A 19,226-nucleotide genomic window follows, 5' to 3' on the forward strand; every position below is an offset into this window, starting at 1 on the left:
CCGCAGCGACCTCATAGACGGCTGCCTCGCCGAGACCGGCCTGACCATCAGACCCACCTGAGCAACCCAGCGACATCACGAGTTCAACCTCAGTAGCCACCTGGACCGGGACCTGCCCCACCTGCCGACAACCCACACCATGACAGCCCTACGACACCACCTAACAAAGCCCTACTAGCCGACTGCTGCCCGGGGTTACTCCTGAGAGGCGTTCGGGTCGCGCAGCGGGCGCACGGGCCGTCGCCTTGCGCCTGCGCCCCCCTTTCGGGAGCCGTGGGCGCCTGCGAGTCCTCTTGCGACCGGCTACTGCTACTGCCCGTTGAGCCCCAAAAGGATCCGGGCGTACTGTTCACGGTCGATTTCTGTGATGAACGTGGGGTGGCGGGTCGCCGTGCCCAGATCGCGCCAGATCCTCTGGGCCGGGCTGGATTCAGCGAACCGGCTCGCGCCGCCGACGTCGAGCAGTTTGTCGACGGCGTGACGGATGTGTCGTGCGGCGATGCCGGCGTCGATACGGATGCGGGCGACGGCGAGGGAGCTCATCTGCGCTCCCGTGCGGGTGGCCAGGTCGACGGCACGGGCAGACCGCGCCGCGTGGAGGACCGCGCTGTCGATGAGCAGGGCGGCGTCGGCGATGTTCGCCTGAACGCCCGGGGCGTCGATCGCCCGCGCGTGCAGTTTCACCGAAGAGGCCAGAGGCCTGCCCTCAGCCAGTTTCGCCACGACGTGGTCGTACACCGCCATGCCCATCCCCAGCACCGGTGCGGCCAGCGCGCCGGCCAGGCCCTGCGGCCTGGGCACGGGTGCCAGCGCCTGAGTGTTGTCCCGGGCCGCGGTTGCGGCCTGGGACATCAGCACAACCTGTTCCTTGGGTACGAAGACCTCCTCGGCACGGATCGTGTCGCTGCCCGTGCCGCGCATCCCCGTCATGTGCCAAGTGTCCTCAACCGACAGCTCACTCATCGGGACCAGTGCGACACCGCGGTCCGGGGCGGGCCCCTCCGCCTGGGCTACGACGTCGAGGATCGCCCACGTGGCATGGTGCGCGCCCGAAGCCCAGCCCCAACGACCGGTGAGCACGTACCCGCCGTCAGTCTCACGCACGGGTACGGCGCCGGTGGACGAGCCGCACACGGTCGCGTCGGGGTCCTGGCTCCAGACGCGGTGCCGCACCTCGTCGGGGTAAAGCCACAGGGCGATGGCCGCGCTGTAGTACACCACCAGCACCCAGGAGGTCGACGGGCAGCCTCGGCCCACTTCCGCGGCGATGGCAGTCGCCGCACGCGCGCCCACCTGGTGGCCTCCGTAAGCCTGGGGCGTGGCGAGGCGTAGGAGACCCGCATTGCGCAGGGCATCGATGTTGTCCTCGGGAAGCCTGCCCATGGCATCCGCCTTCTCCGCGTTGGCGCTCAGGGCAGGTATCAGCGACGTCGCCGCCGAGACGAGTCGCGCCTCCTCGGCCGTGAGGTCGAAGACAAGCGGGTCCAGCCGATCGTTGAGGGCGGCGGAGTGACCTGTCGTCTCCCCTTGCCCGAGCGTGCTGTTGGCCATGGTGAGCCCTTCCAGTACGTACTACTGACGATGTTCTGTGCACAGCTGTCCAGATGGCGTCGGAACGACGGCATCGAGAAACTGCATCCCGTTTCTGGAACTCGGTTCCGTGATCGGAGTGTAGTACCGTTGGGGTATGGCTGGGCAAGCGGTACAGGACGGGCACCGGCCCGGGGCGCGTGAGCTCGCACGGCGAGCCCTGAAGGCACAGGTGCGCGAGATGGCACTGGACCTGTTTTTGGAGAACGGCTACGAGCAGACCACGATTGATGACATCTGCGCCGTCGCCGGCATTTCGCGCAGCACCTTCTTCCGCTCCTTTCCGTCCAAGGAAGACGTCTTCGTGAGCACCACCTCGGCCGCCCCCGAGGAGCTACTGGATGCCCTGCGGCAACGGCCCGACGACGAGACTCCGTGGACCGCACTGCGCCATGCGATGGATCCGCTCATCGCGCACTACGCCGCCCAGTCCGAACGCGCGCGGCAGCTGGCCGAGATCGCCAGAACCGTTCCCGCACTCGCGACGCTCCATCAGCACAAGCTGAAGAGACTGCAGCAAGTGCTGGCACCCGAGGTCGCCCGGCGCCTTGGCGCGGATCCGGACGACGCAACCGACCCCCGGCCCCACGCTCTGATCGCGTCCGCTTACGCCTGCCTCGAAACCGCCGTCGAAGTCTGGATCGCCGGCCGTGGCACACACCAACTGGCGCCACTCCTCCACCGTGCGATGGCTGCCGTCGACTGACACTCCGTAATCCTTCAGTCGGTACAGCACGGCCCCCTGCAGTCGGCTCCAGACTCCTGGCTTCGAGCAGATCAGGAACCGGCGGTGAGCCGTCGACTTCGATGTCCCGAAGCCCGGCGGAGGTTGGTGCCAGGCACACGCGCTCACCGGGACGTAGACGATCGCCACATACAGGGTCTTATCAGGTGTGTCCTGTGTTCCGCCGCCGTGCGACCGCGCCCTGGACGGAGGGATCAGCGGCTTCGTGATTTCCGACGGCCCGTCCGGAACGATCCAACTCCAACCCCTCAGAGCCCTGTTGATGCCAACATCCGCCTCACCACGTAGGACACGGTCTGGCACGAGTACGGCAGCCTTCAAGCGGCGCTTGGAGGCGCTCGCCCGGCAGGTCAACACGCTCTCGCCGTCCGGTCCTGGCCACGACCTGTCACGGACTCAGATACTGCGATGAAGGCTTGTACGAGGGGATGGTTGTCTCCTCGGCGGGTTGCCATGAAGATCAGGCTCATTGTGGGAGGTCCGTCGAGTTCAAGACGTCGGGCGCCTGCGGGAAGCAGCGTCGTGACGCTGTAGGGGGCGACGGTGACACCAAGGCCAGCAGCGACGAACATGATGATGGTGTGCCAGTTCGAGCACTCTTGCGCGACCTCGACGTCGATGCCGGCGTCCCGTAACGGCTGTGTGTTCACGTCGAACGCCTGGGCTCCTGCTGAACGCGGGAACAGGATCAGCGGGTCAGCGGCCAGCGCCGTTGCTTCCACATGATCAGCCCTTGCGGCGGGGTGATCTGTGGGGATGAAGCTTCCCCGTGATCTTGGACACTCGATGGTTATGCCGCGAGGGTGTGTCGGTGCCGTTGCCGGGTTTCGGTCGGGGTGAGGTAGCCGAAGACCTTGTGTCTGCGCAGTCGGCGGCGGTTGTAGAACGTCTCGATGAAGTCGAAGACGTCGGCACGGGCGGTGGCCCGGTCGGGCCAGATTCGGGTGCCGATCTCTTCTTTGAGTAGGGCCCAGAAGCTCTCCGCGGCGGCGTTGTCGAAGCAGGATCCGGTACGTCCGCAGCTCTGGCGAAGGCTCAACTCGGTTATTCGGTACCGGAATCGGGTCGAGGTGTACTCGCTGCCGCAGTCGCTGTGGATCACGCAGCCGGGTTGCAGCGCACCGCGGCCGTGGGCCATGTCGAGTGCATCGACGACGAGCTCGGCGCGGTGGTGGTCGGCCATCGAGTAGCCGACGACCTCGCGGGTGGCCAGGTCCAGCCGGCAGGCGAGGTAGAGCCAGCCCTCGCCAGTCGGCAGCGCGGTGATGTCGCCGACCAGCTTCGTGCCGGGCACCTCGGCGTGGAAGTCGCGGCCGATCAGGTCCGGGGCCGGCCTGGCCTTCCTGTCCGGCCTTGTCAGCGAACGGCCCTTGCGGCGGGTCACGCCCTGGATGCCGTGCTCGCTCATGAGGCGGGCGACCCGTTTGCGGTTCACCCGCTGTCCCAGCCGCCGCAGTTCGGCATGGACGCGCGGGACGCCATAGGTCTGGCGCGAGCCGACGTGGATCACGGTGATCTCGTGCACCAGGGTCTGGTCGGCGGCCCGGCGTGCGGCCCGGTTCTTCGCCGTGGCGAGCCAGGCGTAGAACGAGGAACGGGCCACCTTGAGCAGGCGGCAGAGGAAAGCGACGCCGTGGGTGGTCTTCTCCGCCTCGATGAACGCGTACGTCTCGTTCACCGATCGCTCTCCTGCGCGAAGAAGACCGCGGCTTTTCGCAGGACCTCGATCGTCTTGGCCTGTTCGGCGTTCTGCCGTCGCAGCCGCTTGAGCTCCTCGCGCCCGGCGGTCGTGAGCTCTCCCGGGGCGCCCTCGCCACGGTCCGCCCTGGCCTGGCGGTACCAGCCGCGCAGGGACTCCGAGCTGATGCCGAGCTCCCGGGCGACGGCGGGGACCGTCTTGCCCGTGGAGTCGACGAGCGCGATGGCGTCCCTCTTGAACTCCGCGGTGTACCGCTTCGTGTACTTGCTTCCCACCTGGTGCTACTTCCTCTGGAACCTCAGGTCCCAGTCTCCAGGTGTCCACGATCAAGGGGAAGGTTCAGACAGGCTAGCGGCCTGCAACGCGGCAACGGGTCCCAAGCGCATCGGTCAGCCGGGCCGCCGTCCGCAACTCCATATTCCTGAGCGTCTGGTTCGTCAGCCCCTCCCGTGCTCGTAGCCTCACCATCAGAACGTCAAGAACCGGGCAAGTCGCCCTCGCGCATCAGCGGTCCCCGAGCCCAGACAAATTAAGCAACAGAGTCGGCCTCGGCACCAAAGGCACCTGAGTACTCAAGGCCCTCCAGGACAGCTGGTGTTCACCCGGCCGATTCACGCGTTTGCCCAGGAACTGGTGCTCACGTAATCGTGGAACCCGCCGTTCGGGAGTGCGGCCGCCGTAGGCAGCCGCACTCTCCGGATCAAGTCGTGCCGTCAGGCGCGGTTTGTCGGAACTGTAGACATCACTACTGAACTCCCTGTGACGGGTTGGTGATCTGGGCTTCGAGGTCGGCCATGCGGCGATCCTGGAAGCGCAGGTTCGAGCGGGCAGCCTTGAGTCGCTCGTCGAGGGTGCGGTTATCGGTGGTGAGCTGGCGGACTCGCTGTTTGAGGGTGGTGTTCTCGGTGGTGATCCGCTGGATGGCACCCTCGGTCCATTCGGCCTCCAAGTCGTAGACCTCATCCACCATCGCGGCCGAGGCCCAGCCGCCGGCGTCCCGGGCGATGAGCAGGTTGCCGTCGGCGGCGTCGAGAACCGCGGACGTGAACGAGTGCCGGAAGGCATGGGGCTTGACCGGCCCCAGTCCGGCGCGTTTCCCGGCCCTGCCGAGCATCCGCCGGGCCCCGACCGGCACCCACGGCCGCCCGGTATCGGCGCCGTACAGCTGGACCAGGAGCATGCCGTACCCGGCGCCGCCCAGGTACTCGGTGGTGACGTACTCGAAGTAGGTGTGCACCATCGCCGGGCTGACCCGCTTGATCAGCCCGCCGGTCACCGTGCCCCGCTCGATCTGCCACCGGTGCTTGGTCTTGGCCTCGGCCCGGTTCGGATTACCGGGCCGGTGGCAGACATTCAAGTGAGGAGCACGGCACTCGCCGCAAGCCGCGTTCTCCCGCAGGTGCAGGTCAACCAGGTGAAGTCCGCAGAGCTCGCCGATGCGAAGCCCCCCGTCGGCGAGCCAGGTGACCACCAACCGGTCCCGGGCGGCGTTCACCGTCTCCAGCAACCTCTCCCGGGCGCCGTCCGGAAGCATCTTCGGATGCCGGCGGTGCGGCCCCTTCGGCGCCAGCGGGTTGGTGGGCAGCAACGACTTCACATGCCCGAGGAACAAACGGCGCCGGTCCACCCGCGACGGCAGCCGGGACGTGCCGAGCTTCTTACCGAGCTCCCCGTTCACACCGACGGAGGACTGGTGCAGGTAGAAGCCCTTCAGGCAAGCCGCCGCGGTCGACAGCGCCGGAGCGGCTGTAGGGGCGCCTGCCGACCCGCCACGGCTCGCCCAGCAGCATGCGGACTCTGCACCCACCAGGCCCATGTACCGTTCCAGGTCTCGCAGTTGGACTGCGGCGAAGGCCAGACACACCCGCTCCAGCCACCGCAGATGGTCCACCAGCAGATACGCGCACGTCCTCTGCGTTCCCGAACTTTGAGGTCGGGGATGCCGGGGATCGGTTCACCCCCGCTCGAGCGGAGGTCACCCGTGACAGTGAGCAGACCTACACGAGGTTCCGTCTGACAGCCAATCACCCACTGCGGGCATCGCCTGGCAAGAAAAGCCACGACCAAGCCAACGCGACGATCACTGGCGTCCAGGCCCCAGGTGACCGGCCCCAAGGTTTACCAGGTCAGCCGCACCCAGTGCCCCTTTGGTTCGGACCGCAAGGGTCGGGGGCCAAGTCGTGCGTCACCGCGGTCGCTGCCTCTCCCCCGGCTGCCAACCGAACAGTCACCGTACGACAGGGCACAACCCCACCAAGATCCGGACCATGCCCGGGCCACCCACCCATATTCAACCCAGCAGACCGGCATCCTTGCTGGCCAGAAGGGTGTACTGCCTGTACCACCAGCAGACGAAAAATCTGCTGGTGTCGTACTCGCCGAAGAAGCTGGGCCTCTTCTAAGGGCGCGAAAAAGGGCGCCTGCACAGGACAGTTACCCGTCAGGCGCCCTCTGCTCTGCCCGGCCCGGCGCGCACACTCTGCGGGGTCGACGCCGGAGGCCAACCAGAACGAGATGCCGGCGTGGCGCAGGTCGTATGGACGCTTCGCCAGGTTAAGAGCGTGTTCGTCAAGCGTTAGCCTTGGGACTCATCTGATCGCCAGTGCTCATAAGTCCGCGACCTCGCTGCCGATAGCGCCCCTGAACGTTCAAGGGAGCTCACCTCGAAGATATGGGGAGACACCGGGGCTCCCCGTTCCCTTGAAAACCGTTCGTGGGGGCTTGCTTCACGCCTGGAACGCCGGGCGCCGCCGCGGCATCCGTGGCGGCCCCCGGGTGTACGGGCGGGAGGCTCAGCCGTTGTCGGGGTTCTTGCCCACCAGTTGGCTCAGGAGCTCAATGATCTGGGCCTGGTTCCGGTCGATCTTCTGATCCCTGCGTTCCAGCCGCTCGTCCAGGCGGGCAACGTGCTCGCTGACGTTCCCGACCTTCTGATCGAGGTTGCCGACCTGGAGGCGGACCGCGGTCAGGTCGCTCTTGACGATGCCGAACTCACGGTCGTTCTTCTGCGCCGCGTCTTCGGAGCGGCGGGTCAGCGCGGCAATCTCGCTCTGAGCGATGGGGCCTTCAGGCACGGTCTCGGCTCCCGGAAGTCGTGTAGCGGCCAAGCCGCACACCGATTGCCGCAGAGCCCGCAGACCAGCGGTAGCCACTCCAAAATCACCCGGCCGTGGCCGGTGGCCTTACGACTGAGGACGGAGAAACAGCTCTGCCCCGGCAGCCGCTGTGCCATGGTCCGGGGGCGTACCATCCGCGCGTGGCGAAAGAGCAGAGACCCGAGGTGCCCGCGCATCTGATCGAACTCCGGCGTGCGTCGAACTCTGCGCGCCGGACAGCGACGCGTGAGGCGTACACCCCGGAGGGCTGACGGCCGTGGCGAGACGCGGCAGACAAGGTTCAGGTGGCCGTGACCGAGCACGCCGCGGAGGCCAAGGTGTCGCGGTACGAGCTGGAGATGGAGACGAAGCGGCTCGCCCGGCAGACCGACGAAGCGAGCCACATGTAGACGACGCGGGTCGGCGATCACGGAGGCGCCGGTCGTCACGACCCGGCAGCGAGGCGAGGAACTCCTCACGGATCGGTGTGATGATGGAGGCAGGCACGACGGACACGAACCCTCCCGATGAGCACAGAGTGCAGACAACTTCATGATCATCCGTGGCCGCCGTGCCGTCCGTCTCGACGTGTCATCGCCCAGGGGTGGACGCTCGAAGGAGATGGCCGCGGAGGTCAGCCCGCGTATACGGTGCCGCGCTCGACGAAGCACAGCGGGTTGCCCCAGGGGTCATCGGCGTAGAACGACCGCTCGCCCCACGGGCGGACGACGATGGCCCCGGCGCTCTGGTCGTGGACGAGGTCCGTGGCCAGGCAGCCGAGGACCTTGGCGCGGGCGAAGACGGCTTCGAGATCCTCGACGGTGAAGTACAGGGCCTTCGCCGCGGTGTGCGGAGTTCCATTGGCCGAGACATCCATGACTGACAGGGTGACGGGCCCGCAGTCGAAGTAGGAGCGAGCTCCGGCCTGCCGGTGGCCTTTGATGCCGAACAGCTCGCTGTAGAAGGCGATGGCCTGATCGAGGTCGCCGACCTCGACGCTGAGGCGGAAGAGCTGAGGAGTGTCGGGCCGGGTGACCGGTGCGGTGGCAGCTGCCATGTCAGGGGGTTTCCTTCGTAGGGTCGGGCGTGATGGAGAAGTGCGCGAGCCAGTCGCGTACGAGGTCCAGGCGCTTGCGTTCGAGGTGGTAGATCCGCATGCGGCCGTCGCGTGCGCTGCTGAGCAGGCCAGCGGCTTCGAGGATCTGCAGGTGGCGGGTGGTCGTCTGCCAGGCGTGTGAGAACACCGCGGCGATCTCGCCGGCGGCCATCGATCCGCCGTTGAAGTAGATGGTGAGCAGCACCCGTCGGCGCGCCGGGTGTGCCAGCGCACTGAACACCGCCTCGTACGCATCCGCATGGCGGCCGGACTCATCGGCCATCTCCCACCCATCCCGCTGAATGTTCAGAAACCAATATTCAGCGTACATGCTGAATATTTGGGTCGTCAAAGGCGGGCGGAGAGCACAGCAAGCGCCTCCCGTATCCGATAACCCCAACTCACCGCCTACTGGCGGACGCTCTAAGCTCACGTTCCTCCGAGGTGAGCCGGACAGATGCAGAGGTGTACCACGTCGCCTTCCTCACCCTGTCGCAGGCGGGGACGATGGCCGATGGTCGACGGCTTGCCCGGGCCGCCCTCGACGTCTTCGCCGACGACCCGACGTGGTGCTCGGACGTCATCCGCTCCCGGGGACGATCTCCCTTCACCTACGACACCGCCGCCGGCCTCACCGGCCCCGGCGTGCCGACCGCCGTAGCCGCCAGAAGCGCCGCTCGCGCGATGGCCCGTGCGGCCGCCGTCCCGCACCGTGGTGACGAGGAGTGGTACGGGGCGGCAGGGATCATGGTCGAGGTGATCTGGCATGCGGGCAGGGCCGCCGGGGTGCCGCCGCTGGAGGGCCGCCAAACCTGTCAGGACCACCTTCGGGACTTTCATGGACGGTGAGATCCCCCAGGCCACAGGCGCGGTTCCTCACAGGGTGACCGCTGTCGCTGTCAGTGGCCGGCGCTCTGGCCACCGTCCACATGCAGGATCTCGCCCGTGACGAAGGATGCCTGCTCCAGATACCGGATGGCCTGGACGACGTCGTCGACTTCTTCCATCCGCCCGAGCGGGTGGCGGGCGGCGAGCTCGGGCGTCGCGTCGGGGTTCATCGGGGTGCGCACCACGCCCAGCGAGACGGTGTTGACCCGGATGCCGTGCGCCGCGTACTCGATCGCCAGTTCCCTGGTGACGGCGTTCAGCCCGCCTTTGGTGAGTGATGCCAGCGCGCAGGGTACCCGCGAATTCGGCTGGTCGACCAGAGAGGTGGAGATGTTCACCAGGTGACCGCCTCCCTCGCGGCGGGAGAGCATGGCGCCGAGGGCGCTGCGCGAGACGCTGAAGAAGCCGCGTAGGTTCACGCCGACCATCAGGTCGAAATCCGCGTCGGTGTACTCGGTGAACGGCTTGCCGATGTAGACGCCGGCGCTGTTGACCACGGTGTCGATCCGGCCGAACCCGTCCATCGCCGCCGCCACGATCCGCGCGCCGGCGCCGGACTCGGCCAGATCGTCGTTGAAGGCGAGCACCTGCGGGTCCTCGGACTGCGGCATGGAACGGCTGGTGGCCACGACCGCGTACCCGAGGTCGCGGTAGGCAGTGACGACGGCAGAGCCGATGCCCCCGTCGGCACCGGTGATGATCGCGACCTTCTGGGCGGTGCCCGCACCCGTCGTGTCCTTCATGCTTCACTTCCTTCACCTGACCAGCGGGAATCAGGCCGGTGACGGTTCTGGTACCCCCCGGGACCCGCCGGCCCCTCGGCGATGGCTCACTCGGCAGGTGACCTGACCCCGTCCCACCCCGCCCCGGGACGGGGTCACTTGAGGATTTCCAGCATCCGCTCTCCCAGGACCGCGGCCGAAGCCGGGTTCTGCCCGGTGACCAGGTTGCGGTCCTGGACGATGTACGGCTCCCACATCGGGCCGCGGCTGAAGTTGACCCCGACCTTCTCCTGGACGTCGGTCTCCAGCAGCCACGTCACCCTGGAGGCCAGCCCCACGCCCTCTTCTTCCTCGTTGGTGAAGCAGGTGATGTTGTAGTCCTTGAACGGCGACTCGCCATGGATCCTGGTGGCCAGCAACGAGGCAGGGCCGTGGCAGACGATGAACAGCGGGTTGCCCGAGGTCAGCTGCCACGTCAACAGCCGCCCCATGTCGGCGTCGAACGCCAGGTCCGACATGGGACCGTGACCGCCCGGTACGTACACCGCGTCGTAGTCCTCCAGGCGCACGTCCGAAAGCTGCAGTGGCCGGCGCATCACCTCCGCGGAACGGATGATGGCCTCCAGCTCAAGGGCGCTGTCGTTGCCGCCGACCATCTCGGGGCGCAGGCTCATCATGTCGACGGTCGGGGTTACACCTTTCGGCGTCGCGACGGTTACGGCGTGACCCGCGTCCGTGAGGATCTTGTACGGGTTCGCGAACTCCTCGGCCCAATATCCCGTCGCGTACCTCGTGCCGTCCTTCAGTACCCAGTAGGTGGCTCCGCTGACGAGAAACAGTACTTTCGCCATGGCAAGGATTTCCTCTCGGATGACATGAGACCGGTCCACTCCGCGGAATTTCCCCCTTCTGCAACCTTATGCACGTCTGCCTGCCCGCCGCCCCCGGACGCTCTGCGAGGCGATCCGGTCACATGTCCAGGACCACGTCGGCAGGTGGCGTCGAACAGCAGATGAGGGCGCTTCCCTCGGCCGGGAGGTCCACGGGCTCCGGGGAGTAGTCGACATCGCTCAGGCCCAAGAGCGCGCCGGGCGGGGCGAGGCCACCATCCTGCGAGGGAAGGTCATCGCGGAGCTGAGCTTCGGCTTCTGGCGCTTCCTGCTGGCGCGCCGGTACAAGACCCGCCTGTGGCCCGACCTCGCGGGCGCCTTCCCCTCACGCCCCCACCGTGCCCTGCCCACGGTGGAAGACCCGGTCAAGAGGCTGCACAAGTTCCGCAACCGCATCGCCCACCACGAAGGCATCTGGCTCCTGCCGCTCGAAGCACGCCGGGACGACATCCAGGCCGTGCTGGGCTTCATAGCACCGGCCGCCGCGACGCGGGTCGCCGACGCCTCCCGCATCGACGACGTCCTCACCCGCCGCCCCTGACGCCTAGCCTGTTCTTTGTCTACCAAGATCTTCCGGGCTTGCCGATGGCCTTGAGGGTTTCGGGGCGTTTGGCGGTCTTGCCGACGTCGTAGCGGGGTGCCCGGTGTTTGTTCTTGGCGCCGGGTGGCCGTCCGGGGCCAGCGCCTCGGGGTGTGGGAACGCGGGCCGGGCAGGCGAGGTGAGCGCGGATGTTCCTGAACCCCCGGCGGACCTGGGCCGGGGTGAGCCGGTCAGGTGCGGTGGGTCGCTCCCAGGGTCTGCGGAGGTCCGCGGCGAGCGGGCGGGCGAGCCGGAGCTGGGTGTGAGCGACGATCAAAATCCAGGTCCAGCGGTCCGCTGCCTCGGGCGTGCGGAGTTTCGGGGTGGTCCAGCCCAGGGTCTGCTTCGCGAACCGGAAGGTGTATTCCCGGCTTCGGCAGCCGCATCACACGGTCGGAGCGGACCCGGCCGACCAGCTCGACCAGCAGGTCGCGCAGGACCCAGGCCAGGCGGGTGACGTCGTAGCCGGCATCGCTCACGATCACGATGCCCGGATCCCCGGCCTGCCACTGACCGCAGGTGATGAGCCGTTCGACGACACCACGGAGCTGTGCGGCTGTGACCGCGGTCGCGTCGTCCACCGGGCCGAGCCGCACCGCGTCCAGGATCGCGGTCCAGGACGTGGCACCCGGCTCCAAAACGGCGACGAAGGAACAGGGCCAGCCCTGGATGACCTGCGACGCCGTCTTCGCGCGCCCGTAGACGTGACAGATCAGCCGGTCGGCCGAGCACGGCGCGTCCGAGCGGAGCCACGGTGACACGTCGACCGCCAGGACCGGGCGCCCGGCGTCGAACCGCGGCAGTGGCAGCCCGGCCAGCACTGCCCGCAGCCGACCGACGTCGAGCCGACCGTGGTTCAAGCCTCCGTGCATCGCTCCGTGCCCACGACGATGCTCGGGCAACAGCGTCAGGTCCACCGGGGACTTCACCGCACCGTCCGCACACAGCACCGCGTCGGTGAGTTCGAACAACTCGTCACGCCGGGCGGTCAGACACTCGTAGAAGCTCGCCCCGGAAGCGTGACGCTTCCGCGAACGCTTCCCTCCGGACAGCATCAGGCAGCAGACTCACCCTCACGGCCTTCGTCGTGATCACGTGCACCTTGGTCGGAGCACATGATCAGACGAAGGCCGCCCCCACGTCCGGCGAACCCCCAGGTGAGCTATCCCGTTCGAAGCTACGGCGAAACCGGCTTCACCGGCGAGCTCACCTCCGTCGCCACGCGGGAGACGGTCCCGAAGGCGATGCTGCGGCGCCGTCTGCTGCTGGTGCTGTTCGCGCCGGGCACGAGCATGCATCCAGCGGGTCGCGGCCACCGGCGGACACGGCGAGAGCGAGGCCGTCCCCGGCTCCAGGGTGGTCACGGTGGTCGCGAGCCGGCTGACGACGGAGACCTGCGCGTCGACCGAAGAACCGCCTTACCACCCGCGCCCTGCGAGACGGACGCACCTACGATCGATCTGGCATATGAGTTCCAGAACAGTGATCGGGGAAACAGATGGAGCTGCGGCATCTCAAGTACTTCGTCTCGGTGGCGGAGAGCCTGAACTTCACCAGGGCAGCGGCGCGGAACTTCGTGGCGCAGTCCGCGCTCAGCGGGCAGATCGCGGGGCTGGAGCGGGAGCTGGGTGTGCCGCTCTTCCACCGCAATTCGCGTTCGGTCTCGCTGACCGAGGCGGGCCGGGTGCTGCTGCCGCTGGCGCAGCGGATCCTCGCGGACGTCGACATCGCGCGTATGGAAGTAGAGGCCCTGGCGGGTCTGCGCCGTGGAACGCTGCGGCTCGGGCTGATCCAGACGCCGGCGACATCCGTCGACGTCATCGATGTCATGGGAGAGTTCCACCGCCGTCATCCCGGTATCGAATTCGCGATCAGCGATGCGCCGTCCGGCCGCATGGTGGCTGCGGTCGCTGCCGGGACCCTGGATGTCGCCGTGGTGGGGATGGAAGCATCCGAGCTTCCGCAGGGTGTGGAGAGCCTGCCTCTGGCGGTCGAGCCGCTGGTGGCTGTCGTCGCGGCGGACAGCCCGCTGGCCGGACGTGGGCTGGTTGGCATTCCGGAACTGGTCGACGGCGTTCAGTTCATCCACTTCGCCCGCGAGTCCGGGCTGCGCCGCCGGGTCGAGGCCGCCTTCGCGCGCGCCGGGATTCCTCCGGTCGGCTCGTTCGAGATGGGGCAGATCCACGACATGATCCGGCTCGCGGCGCGCGGCGTAGCCGTCACGATCGTTCCGCATACGGACGCGCTTGAGGCGGAGCGGACCGGGGACACGCCGTTCTCGGTGGTACCGCTCGCGGACCACGATGCGGTCCACCCTGTCAGCCTCGTGTACATGCCGGCCCGCCTGTCCTCCGCGGCCGCGGCGTTCGTCGAGGAGTTCCGCATCCGTCCGCTCCCGACCCCTTCGTGAATCCGGGCTCGGCAATCGGTTGAACCGATCGATGCGAACGATTACACATCTTGGACATATTGATGGCCGAGGAGAACACTCGAACATGCCGAACGAGCGGCACCCCGCCCCCGGATCGCGCGGGGCCACGCACCACAGGCGTTACCTCCTCCGACCCGGGGACGGCACGCCACGAAAGGAATCACCATGGCCGTCCGCCGTATCGAGAACCGCGATCTGCTGGCCACCGTCTGGACCTGGTCCGGAGACGCCGCCCCCGCACGCGTCGAATCGAGCCCCGTGGACATCCGCACCCGCTTGGACGCCGTGCAGGCCGCGGGCTGGAAGGGCGTGGGATTCGTCCACGCCGACCTCATGAAGATCGTCGACCGCATCGGCCTCGGCGCGCTGAAGAACCTCCTCGACGACCACGGCATCGAGACCGTCGAGCTTGAGTTCATCAGCGATTGGTGGGCAGAGGGCGCACCGCGACAGGCGTCCGATGCGGTCCGCAAGGATCTCTTCGCCGCCGCCGCGGTGCTGGGGACCAAGACCATCAAGGTCGGCGCCGAGCTCGACGATTTCCGTTCCGTCCCGGGCGGGGTCTCCCGTGAGCGGTTCATGGGGTCGCTCGACGCCCTGGCGAGCGACGCGGGGCGCCACGGCCTGCGCGTGGCGCTGGAGCCCATGCCCATGGCGAACGTGCGCACCATCGAGGACGGCGCGCAGATGATGCGCGAGATCGGCAACCCGCACGCGGGTCTCGTCGTGGACGCCTGGCACGTCGCCCGCGCCGGCAGCTCTTATCAGGGCATGGTCGACGTCCTGCCCATGGAGCACGTCTTCGTCGTGGAACTCGACGACGCCGACGCACAGGTCGTCGGCACGCTGTGGGAGGACACCATCGACCGGCGCCGGATGCCCGGCGACGGGGCCCTGGACACGGCCGCCTTCATCGCAGCCATGCACGACGCCGGCTGGCGGGGCCACTGGGGCGTGGAGATCATCTCCGAGGAGTTGCGGAGGACGCCCGTCGCCGAAGGGGTCCGTGAGGTCTTCGGCAAGACCGCCGCAGCCTTCGATGCCGCCGAGGACGTCCCGGCTTTCCGCACCTCCCGCAACGCGTAAGGACCCACCTCATGATCACCACCTATCGCGTGGGCTACATAGTCGGCAGCCTCTCGTCCGTCTCGATCAACCGCCGTCTGGCGCTCGCCCTGGAGAAGCTCGCGCCCGAGGCGGGCCTCGTACTGCACGAGATCTCCATCGCCGAGCTGCCGTTCTACAGCCAGGACTACGAGGCACCCGACGCCGAATTCCCCGGCGCCGCGGCCGAGTACCGGGATGCCGTCACCAAAGCGGACGGCATCCTCATCGTCACTCCCGAGTACAACCGGTCGATCCCCGGAGTGCTCAAGAACGCGCTCGACTGGGCGAGCCGGCCGAAGGGGAGGGCCCCGCTGAGCGGCAAACCGTCCTATGCCGTCGGCGCTTCCATCGGCGCGATCGGCACCGCCGTCGCTCAACAGCATCTCCGCTCAATCCTGTCGTTCCTCGCCTCCCCGGAGCTCGCCCAGCCCGAGGTGTATCTGCACGCGAAGCCGGGCCTCATCGCCGAGGACGGGACCATCACGGTCGAGGCGACACGGGACTTCCTCCTGCACGCGCTCATGGCATTCCGTCAGCACATCGCTCACACCCTGCACGACCACTGAATCAACAATCCCCTGCCCGTGCCCGAATCCGCTGTTCAGACAGCCGGGACACCTTCAGCCCCGACCTGGCGGCTGGCAGCCGACAACGACGACCGCCAGGCGCACAAAGCGCGCAGAACAGGTCACGCCTGCGGGCAAGCCGGAAGGATCCGCAGTGCGTCCGGGAGGTCGTGGAACGGATTCCCGCTCGGCTTGTCCATCCCGGAGAGGACCCTGATGGCAGTGAGCTACTTCGCATCGTTCGGCGGAGGTCTTTTGATCGGCGCACTGTACGCAGCTGCCCGGCTCCCTTCACCCGCGCCGCCCCTGACCGCCCTCGCCGGACTGTTCGCGATGGGCACCGCCTACTCGCTCCTGGAGATGCTCGCATGACAGGTCCACGCCCAGCGGCCTGGCGACAGCAAGTCATCCCCCTCCTCACCGCACTCCTGGCCGGTGGCCTGACGGGGAGCGTCTACTGGCTTATCCACGTCGAAACACCTGCACCGCCATGGATCGCGCTCACCGGACTCCTCGGGATGATCACGGGGGAAACAGCCATCAAGGCCGCACGACGCACAGTTCGGAGCGATACAACACCTACGGGGAACGCACAGCACAGCGACAAGGTCTTCTGACGCGGCAGGCGTAGCCGAAGCCCCTCACGCTGAACACGACATCCGCGCCGGGGAACGGTCAAAGGCCTCAGAGGCAGTGGCAGCCCGTTGCGTAGAGGAGGAGAAAGAGGGCGGATATGCCGGTCAGAGTGAAGCTGGCAATGGTCAGGGCGGCGAGGCCCCGACGGCGCCCCTTCGCAGGTGTGCGGAAGTCTGCCAGGCACCGCGGGCGGGAACGAGGCTGAGCAGGCCGGCCCCCGCGATGGTCAATGGGGGCTCCGGGGTGCTGGATGCATCCCGAGCTGTTGCGGGGGCGGGAGAGTTCCGGGCGATGACGAAGGCCGCGTAGCTCAGCCTCCCGGCTGGTCACGCCACGCCGAAGCGCTGCATCGTCAGGAAGAGGGGGTCTACGGCTGCCCTTCGGATGAGGGGCGGAGCTCGCGGCGGCGAGTGAGCTCCTTGGCCAGCTCGATCCGGGAACGGTGCGGGCCCCCCCGGGGGCGGTGCACCGGGCATCGACGGGCTGAGCGCAGTCGAGGCATGTGACCTCGTACACCCGCCACGGCCGCTACGCGCGCTGCCGCTCTTTACGCTCCTCGATGATCGGCCGCATCCGCTCGTCGTGGGGCACGCCCTGTACCTCATCGGCAGTGGTGTCCACGAGGCACGGCAGCCAGTTGCCGGCACCACAGCGGGGACAGCCCTGGTCTGGTCCGGCTGGGACACCGGAGCGTTTCCTCCAGGCTTCGACCTGCGCCCGCCGCTGCGGACTGATGGCGTCGACCGTGCGCGCTGCGTGAAGGAGTTCAAGAACCTTTGCATAGAAAAGGTCCGGGTCCATGTACTGAGGGGAGCCGTCGAGGTCGTCGAGGAGGGTGTTCAGGTGTTTCTTCCTGGCCGTCGCGACGGTGGTGAGGTAATCGGTGGCTGCCGTGATCACATGGTTCACTGACTCGGAACTGTCATCCTTGGTAGCCGCCTTGGCCAGTTGCAGGAGCCTGCGGACCTTTCCGTGATGCTGGTCGGCCACGGCCCGTTCCAGGCTGGCGAACAACTGCTGCCGGTCGGCAATCTGCTTCTCGGCCCAGAGACGCCCAGAGCGCACGGCGGCATCCATCTTTTCCTGTACGCGCGGGCTTACCCAGGTGAGGCTGGTGGCCTCGTTGCACACCGACTCTGCTAAGGCGATGGAATCGGTCCGGCGAGCGTAGAGCAGCTTGCGGATCAGTTCCTGCGCCCGCGTGTCCTGCGCCGAATCCTGCTTCTTGCCTGGCGTCCACTTCGGTACCGGGGGCGCGCTGCGAGCATGAATGAGCCGTTGGACCGCTGGTGTCGACAGGCCACGGCTGGTGATCTCGCAGTCCTCCAGGCCGAACCATTCGGTGGGCCGGGCGAACGCCTCGGTTCCGATTCGGACCGTCGAGGAGCGAGAGGGCACCGGAGTAGTCCGGTGTCTGAAGCGCGGGCAGCCGCTGGCTGTTCCACCTCAGCCGGGAACTGCACCGCGCGCCTGGTCACCGTCACGGAGAACTCCGGCGCGCCCTCACCGACCTGTGGTGACCTCCACCGGTGGGTGAGCCAGGCCGGCTTGCTGCCGTAGGTTCTGCTCCCAGCAGGTTTCACGGCGTCACCGTACGGCGGTCCGGCGTTCCCAGCCGTGGGGTCCGTACCGCCAGCCGAGGACGGCAGCGAGCGTTACGAGGGCGTTGTGGAAGTGGCGGCCACCGTGTTCCCAGCGCCAGACCCGGCGCCGCTGCCGACCGGTGAGCGGGGCGGGCGGAGCTGTGCCGAGATCCAGTACGCGCAGGGGACCAGTCGGCGGCGCGCTGGGGGCATATCCGGGCCGGCTCATCAGTCCTCCTTGCCCACGACCGGAATCGCGCAGGTCGGTGGCGATGTCGCTGTACGAGGCGCTGCGGCTGCGCCTTCTGGCAGCCGCCGATCTTCCGGCATTTCGCCGTAGCGGGCGATGCGGATGGGAAAACGGAGAGTCGGTGTCCCGCGAGGAGCGGACACGGCGCGCTCCTCGCCGCGTTAGCGAACCGGTTAGCGGAACTCAAGTTTCAGGCTGTGTGCCCTGTAGTCGACACCGAGATCACGGCAGTCACCCCGGGTTGTCTGACCGACACGGACCCACTCTGTGTACATACCCGGGTCAGGGCTCCACGGATGATCGCAGCGAGCCGACAACCGATACTCGCCCGTGCCACTGGTGCACTTGCCGTTGGCGAAACGGTCGTTGTTGCCGTCTGTCCACGTACTGCAGTTACCAGGAGCTGCCTGTGCTGCGCCGCCCGAGGTGAATACCAGACCGCTCGCGAGCATCGTTGCACTCGCGAGCATCGCAATCTTCTTCATCTGTATCCTTTTCTAGGGTCCGTTGCCGTTGAAGGGTCGTCCTTCCCATTTGCCCTTCGATTGCAATGCGGCACGTCGCCGACTATTCGATTTCGCACTCTGCTCTGTCTCAACATAGGGAGTGCTTGATACACCGCCGTGGCAACCTGGATGGAATCACCCATACGGTCTACCCCTGATGTAGGCCCGCGGCAGCACCACACCCCGGGCCCGAAGTTTGGGCCCCGCAGTTTGACGAGTATTGAACTACGACCATTTCTGAGCCCGGCGCCCGCTGAACCACACGGTTTCGAGGCCGTCCTCGCCTCTGCCGCTCTCGACGCCCGAGGCCATCGGCGCCGTGGCCCCAGCACCAGGGCTAGGTGTATTGACCCGCGGGGTTGTTGACGCGGGTGATGGCTGCGGTGGTGTGAGGTCCCCCCGAGATGCGGAGTGCGTTGACAGAGAGTCAGATGGTTCTCATGAGAGGAACATCGACCATGGCCGCTCCCAGAAGGTACTCGCTGGAGTTGCGTGAGCGTGCGGTGCGGATGTACCGCACCTCCGGCCCGAAGCCGCAGATCAAGAAGCTTGCTGTCGATCTCGGCGTGCATCCGGAGGCCCTGCGCGGCTGGATCCGTCAGGCCGAGGCGGACGCCGGAGAGCGGGATGACCGGCTGACCACCGATGAACGCGCCGAACTCGCCGCGCTGCGCGAGGAGAACGTCCAGCTCAAGCGGGCGAACGAAGTCCTGCGGACGGATTCGGCGTTTTTCGCGGCGCAGCTCGACCCGACCCGGCCCAGGTGCGGGTGCTCGTCGACGAGCACCCGCACCTGGGAGTCGAGTGCGTACTCCGGGAACTCTCCATCGCCTCCTCGACGT

General features: G+C 67.5%; 20 protein-coding genes and 3 pseudogenes. 9 read left to right on the plus strand and 14 right to left on the minus strand.

The features are described 5' to 3' along the window. Positions 1 to 309: 309 nt before the first annotated feature. Positions 310 to 1,551 carry an acyl-CoA dehydrogenase family protein gene (locus tag ACFTZC_RS37725; protein WP_382898063.1) on the minus strand — a complete coding sequence of 414 codons (1,242 nt, stop codon included), beginning with the start codon at positions 1,549 to 1,551 and terminating at the stop codon, positions 310 to 312. A 220-nt stretch (positions 1,552 to 1,771) separates the two neighbouring features. Between ACFTZC_RS37725 and ACFTZC_RS37730 the strand changes: the two genes are divergently transcribed. Continuing rightward, on the plus strand, positions 1,772 to 2,296 hold the full coding sequence (locus ACFTZC_RS37730; RefSeq protein ID WP_382898065.1) for a TetR/AcrR family transcriptional regulator: 525 nt from the start codon (positions 1,772 to 1,774) through the stop codon (positions 2,294 to 2,296). Here the strand turns inward: ACFTZC_RS37730 and ACFTZC_RS37735 are convergent. The 8 genes and pseudogenes from ACFTZC_RS37735 to ACFTZC_RS37770 all read right to left on the minus strand — a co-directional run. Next, positions 2,297 to 2,587 (minus strand): annotated as a pseudogene (locus ACFTZC_RS37735) (transposase); the annotation flags it as partial. Positions 2,588 to 2,685: 98 nt separating this feature from the next. Continuing rightward, positions 2,686 to 3,057: a LysR substrate-binding domain-containing protein gene (locus ACFTZC_RS37740; RefSeq protein ID WP_382898067.1), complete on the minus strand. Its 372-nt coding sequence runs from the start codon at positions 3,055 to 3,057 to the stop codon at positions 2,686 to 2,688. Between the two features lie 68 nt (positions 3,058 to 3,125). Then, the gene (locus ACFTZC_RS37745) at positions 3,126 to 4,013 is read right to left on the minus strand and encodes an IS3 family transposase (protein ID WP_382898069.1); all 888 of its coding nucleotides are present in this window, start codon (positions 4,011 to 4,013) and stop codon (positions 3,126 to 3,128) included. Then, positions 4,010 to 4,309 (minus strand): transposase, encoded by a 300-nt coding sequence (locus tag ACFTZC_RS37750; RefSeq protein ID WP_382898070.1) that lies wholly within the window; start codon positions 4,307 to 4,309, stop codon positions 4,010 to 4,012. The genes ACFTZC_RS37745 and ACFTZC_RS37750 overlap by 4 nt, the downstream gene beginning before the upstream one ends. A gap of 470 nt (positions 4,310 to 4,779) precedes the next feature. Then, on the minus strand, positions 4,780 to 5,661 hold the full coding sequence (locus ACFTZC_RS37755; protein ID WP_382898071.1) for a hypothetical protein: 882 nt from the start codon (positions 5,659 to 5,661) through the stop codon (positions 4,780 to 4,782). Positions 5,662 to 6,826: 1,165 nt separating this feature from the next. Continuing rightward, positions 6,827 to 7,108, minus strand: a complete 282-nt coding sequence (locus tag ACFTZC_RS37760) for a hypothetical protein (RefSeq protein ID WP_382898073.1) — start codon at positions 7,106 to 7,108, stop codon at positions 6,827 to 6,829. A 655-nt stretch (positions 7,109 to 7,763) separates the two neighbouring features. Beyond that, positions 7,764 to 8,186, minus strand: a complete 423-nt coding sequence (locus tag ACFTZC_RS37765; protein ID WP_382898074.1) for a VOC family protein — start codon at positions 8,184 to 8,186, stop codon at positions 7,764 to 7,766. Position 8,187: 1 nt separating this feature from the next. Then, a complete protein-coding gene (locus tag ACFTZC_RS37770) occupies positions 8,188 to 8,556 on the minus strand; it encodes an ArsR/SmtB family transcription factor (RefSeq protein WP_382898076.1) in 369 nt (122 codons plus the stop codon). 113 nt (positions 8,557 to 8,669) lie between these two features. Here ACFTZC_RS37770 and ACFTZC_RS37775 point away from each other — a divergent pair, with 113 nt between their 5' ends. After that, positions 8,670 to 9,074: a hypothetical protein gene (locus tag ACFTZC_RS37775; protein ID WP_382898078.1), complete on the plus strand. Its 405-nt coding sequence runs from the start codon at positions 8,670 to 8,672 to the stop codon at positions 9,072 to 9,074. Positions 9,075 to 9,124: 50 nt separating this feature from the next. On the opposite strand, the gene ACFTZC_RS37780 is transcribed toward ACFTZC_RS37775, so the two are convergent. Then, entirely contained in the window at positions 9,125 to 9,856 is a 732-nt protein-coding gene (locus tag ACFTZC_RS37780; protein WP_382898080.1) for an SDR family NAD(P)-dependent oxidoreductase, read from the minus strand. Between the two features lie 134 nt (positions 9,857 to 9,990). Next, complete coding sequence (locus ACFTZC_RS37785; protein ID WP_382898081.1) at positions 9,991 to 10,686, minus strand: type 1 glutamine amidotransferase domain-containing protein; 696 nt, start codon at positions 10,684 to 10,686, stop codon at positions 9,991 to 9,993. A 391-nt stretch (positions 10,687 to 11,077) separates the two neighbouring features. Between ACFTZC_RS37785 and ACFTZC_RS37790 the strand changes: the two genes are divergently transcribed. After that, positions 11,078 to 11,266 carry a hypothetical protein gene (locus ACFTZC_RS37790; protein WP_382898083.1) on the plus strand — a complete coding sequence of 63 codons (189 nt, stop codon included), beginning with the start codon at positions 11,078 to 11,080 and terminating at the stop codon, positions 11,264 to 11,266. Positions 11,267 to 11,285: 19 nt separating this feature from the next. Here ACFTZC_RS37790 and ACFTZC_RS37795 read toward each other — a convergent pair. After that, positions 11,286 to 12,376, minus strand: a pseudogene (locus ACFTZC_RS37795) (transposase). Positions 12,377 to 12,803: 427 nt separating this feature from the next. Here ACFTZC_RS37795 and ACFTZC_RS37800 point away from each other — a divergent pair. The 5 genes from ACFTZC_RS37800 (at position 12,804) to ACFTZC_RS37820 (ending at position 16,026) form a co-directional block, all read left to right on the plus strand. Beyond that, on the plus strand, positions 12,804 to 13,715 hold the full coding sequence (locus ACFTZC_RS37800; RefSeq protein WP_382898085.1) for a LysR family transcriptional regulator: 912 nt from the start codon (positions 12,804 to 12,806) through the stop codon (positions 13,713 to 13,715). Positions 13,716 to 13,901: 186 nt separating this feature from the next. After that, on the plus strand, positions 13,902 to 14,822 hold the full coding sequence (locus tag ACFTZC_RS37805; protein ID WP_382898087.1) for a sugar phosphate isomerase/epimerase family protein: 921 nt from the start codon (positions 13,902 to 13,904) through the stop codon (positions 14,820 to 14,822). An 11-nt stretch (positions 14,823 to 14,833) separates the two neighbouring features. Further along, the gene (locus ACFTZC_RS37810; RefSeq protein WP_382898089.1) at positions 14,834 to 15,409 is read left to right on the plus strand and encodes an NADPH-dependent FMN reductase; all 576 of its coding nucleotides are present in this window, start codon (positions 14,834 to 14,836) and stop codon (positions 15,407 to 15,409) included. Between the two features lie 222 nt (positions 15,410 to 15,631). After that, positions 15,632 to 15,781 carry a DUF1427 family protein gene (locus ACFTZC_RS37815; protein WP_382898090.1) on the plus strand — a complete coding sequence of 50 codons (150 nt, stop codon included), beginning with the start codon at positions 15,632 to 15,634 and terminating at the stop codon, positions 15,779 to 15,781. Then, the gene (locus tag ACFTZC_RS37820; RefSeq protein ID WP_382898092.1) at positions 15,778 to 16,026 is read left to right on the plus strand and encodes a DUF1427 family protein; all 249 of its coding nucleotides are present in this window, start codon (positions 15,778 to 15,780) and stop codon (positions 16,024 to 16,026) included. Before ACFTZC_RS37815 ends, ACFTZC_RS37820 begins: the two co-directional genes overlap by 4 nt. A 547-nt stretch (positions 16,027 to 16,573) precedes the next feature. Here ACFTZC_RS37820 and ACFTZC_RS37825 read toward each other — a convergent pair. Together ACFTZC_RS37825 and ACFTZC_RS37830 are read right to left on the minus strand one after the other, a co-directional pair. After that, on the minus strand, positions 16,574 to 17,443 hold the full coding sequence (locus ACFTZC_RS37825) for a hypothetical protein (RefSeq protein ID WP_382898094.1): 870 nt from the start codon (positions 17,441 to 17,443) through the stop codon (positions 16,574 to 16,576). Positions 17,444 to 17,632: 189 nt separating this feature from the next. Beyond that, a complete protein-coding gene (locus tag ACFTZC_RS37830) occupies positions 17,633 to 17,857 on the minus strand; it encodes a hypothetical protein (protein ID WP_382898095.1) in 225 nt (74 codons plus the stop codon). A gap of 1,036 nt (positions 17,858 to 18,893) precedes the next feature. On the opposite strand from ACFTZC_RS37830, the pseudogene ACFTZC_RS37835 reads away from it, so the two are divergent. Beyond that, a pseudogene (locus ACFTZC_RS37835) lies at positions 18,894 to 19,028 on the plus strand (transposase); the annotation flags it as partial. Between the last annotated feature and the right edge of the window lie 198 nt (positions 19,029 to 19,226).

It is taken from the genome of Streptomyces sp. NPDC056987 (genome assembly GCF_042673865.1).
Taxonomy (GTDB): domain Bacteria; phylum Actinomycetota; class Actinomycetes; order Streptomycetales; family Streptomycetaceae; genus Streptomyces.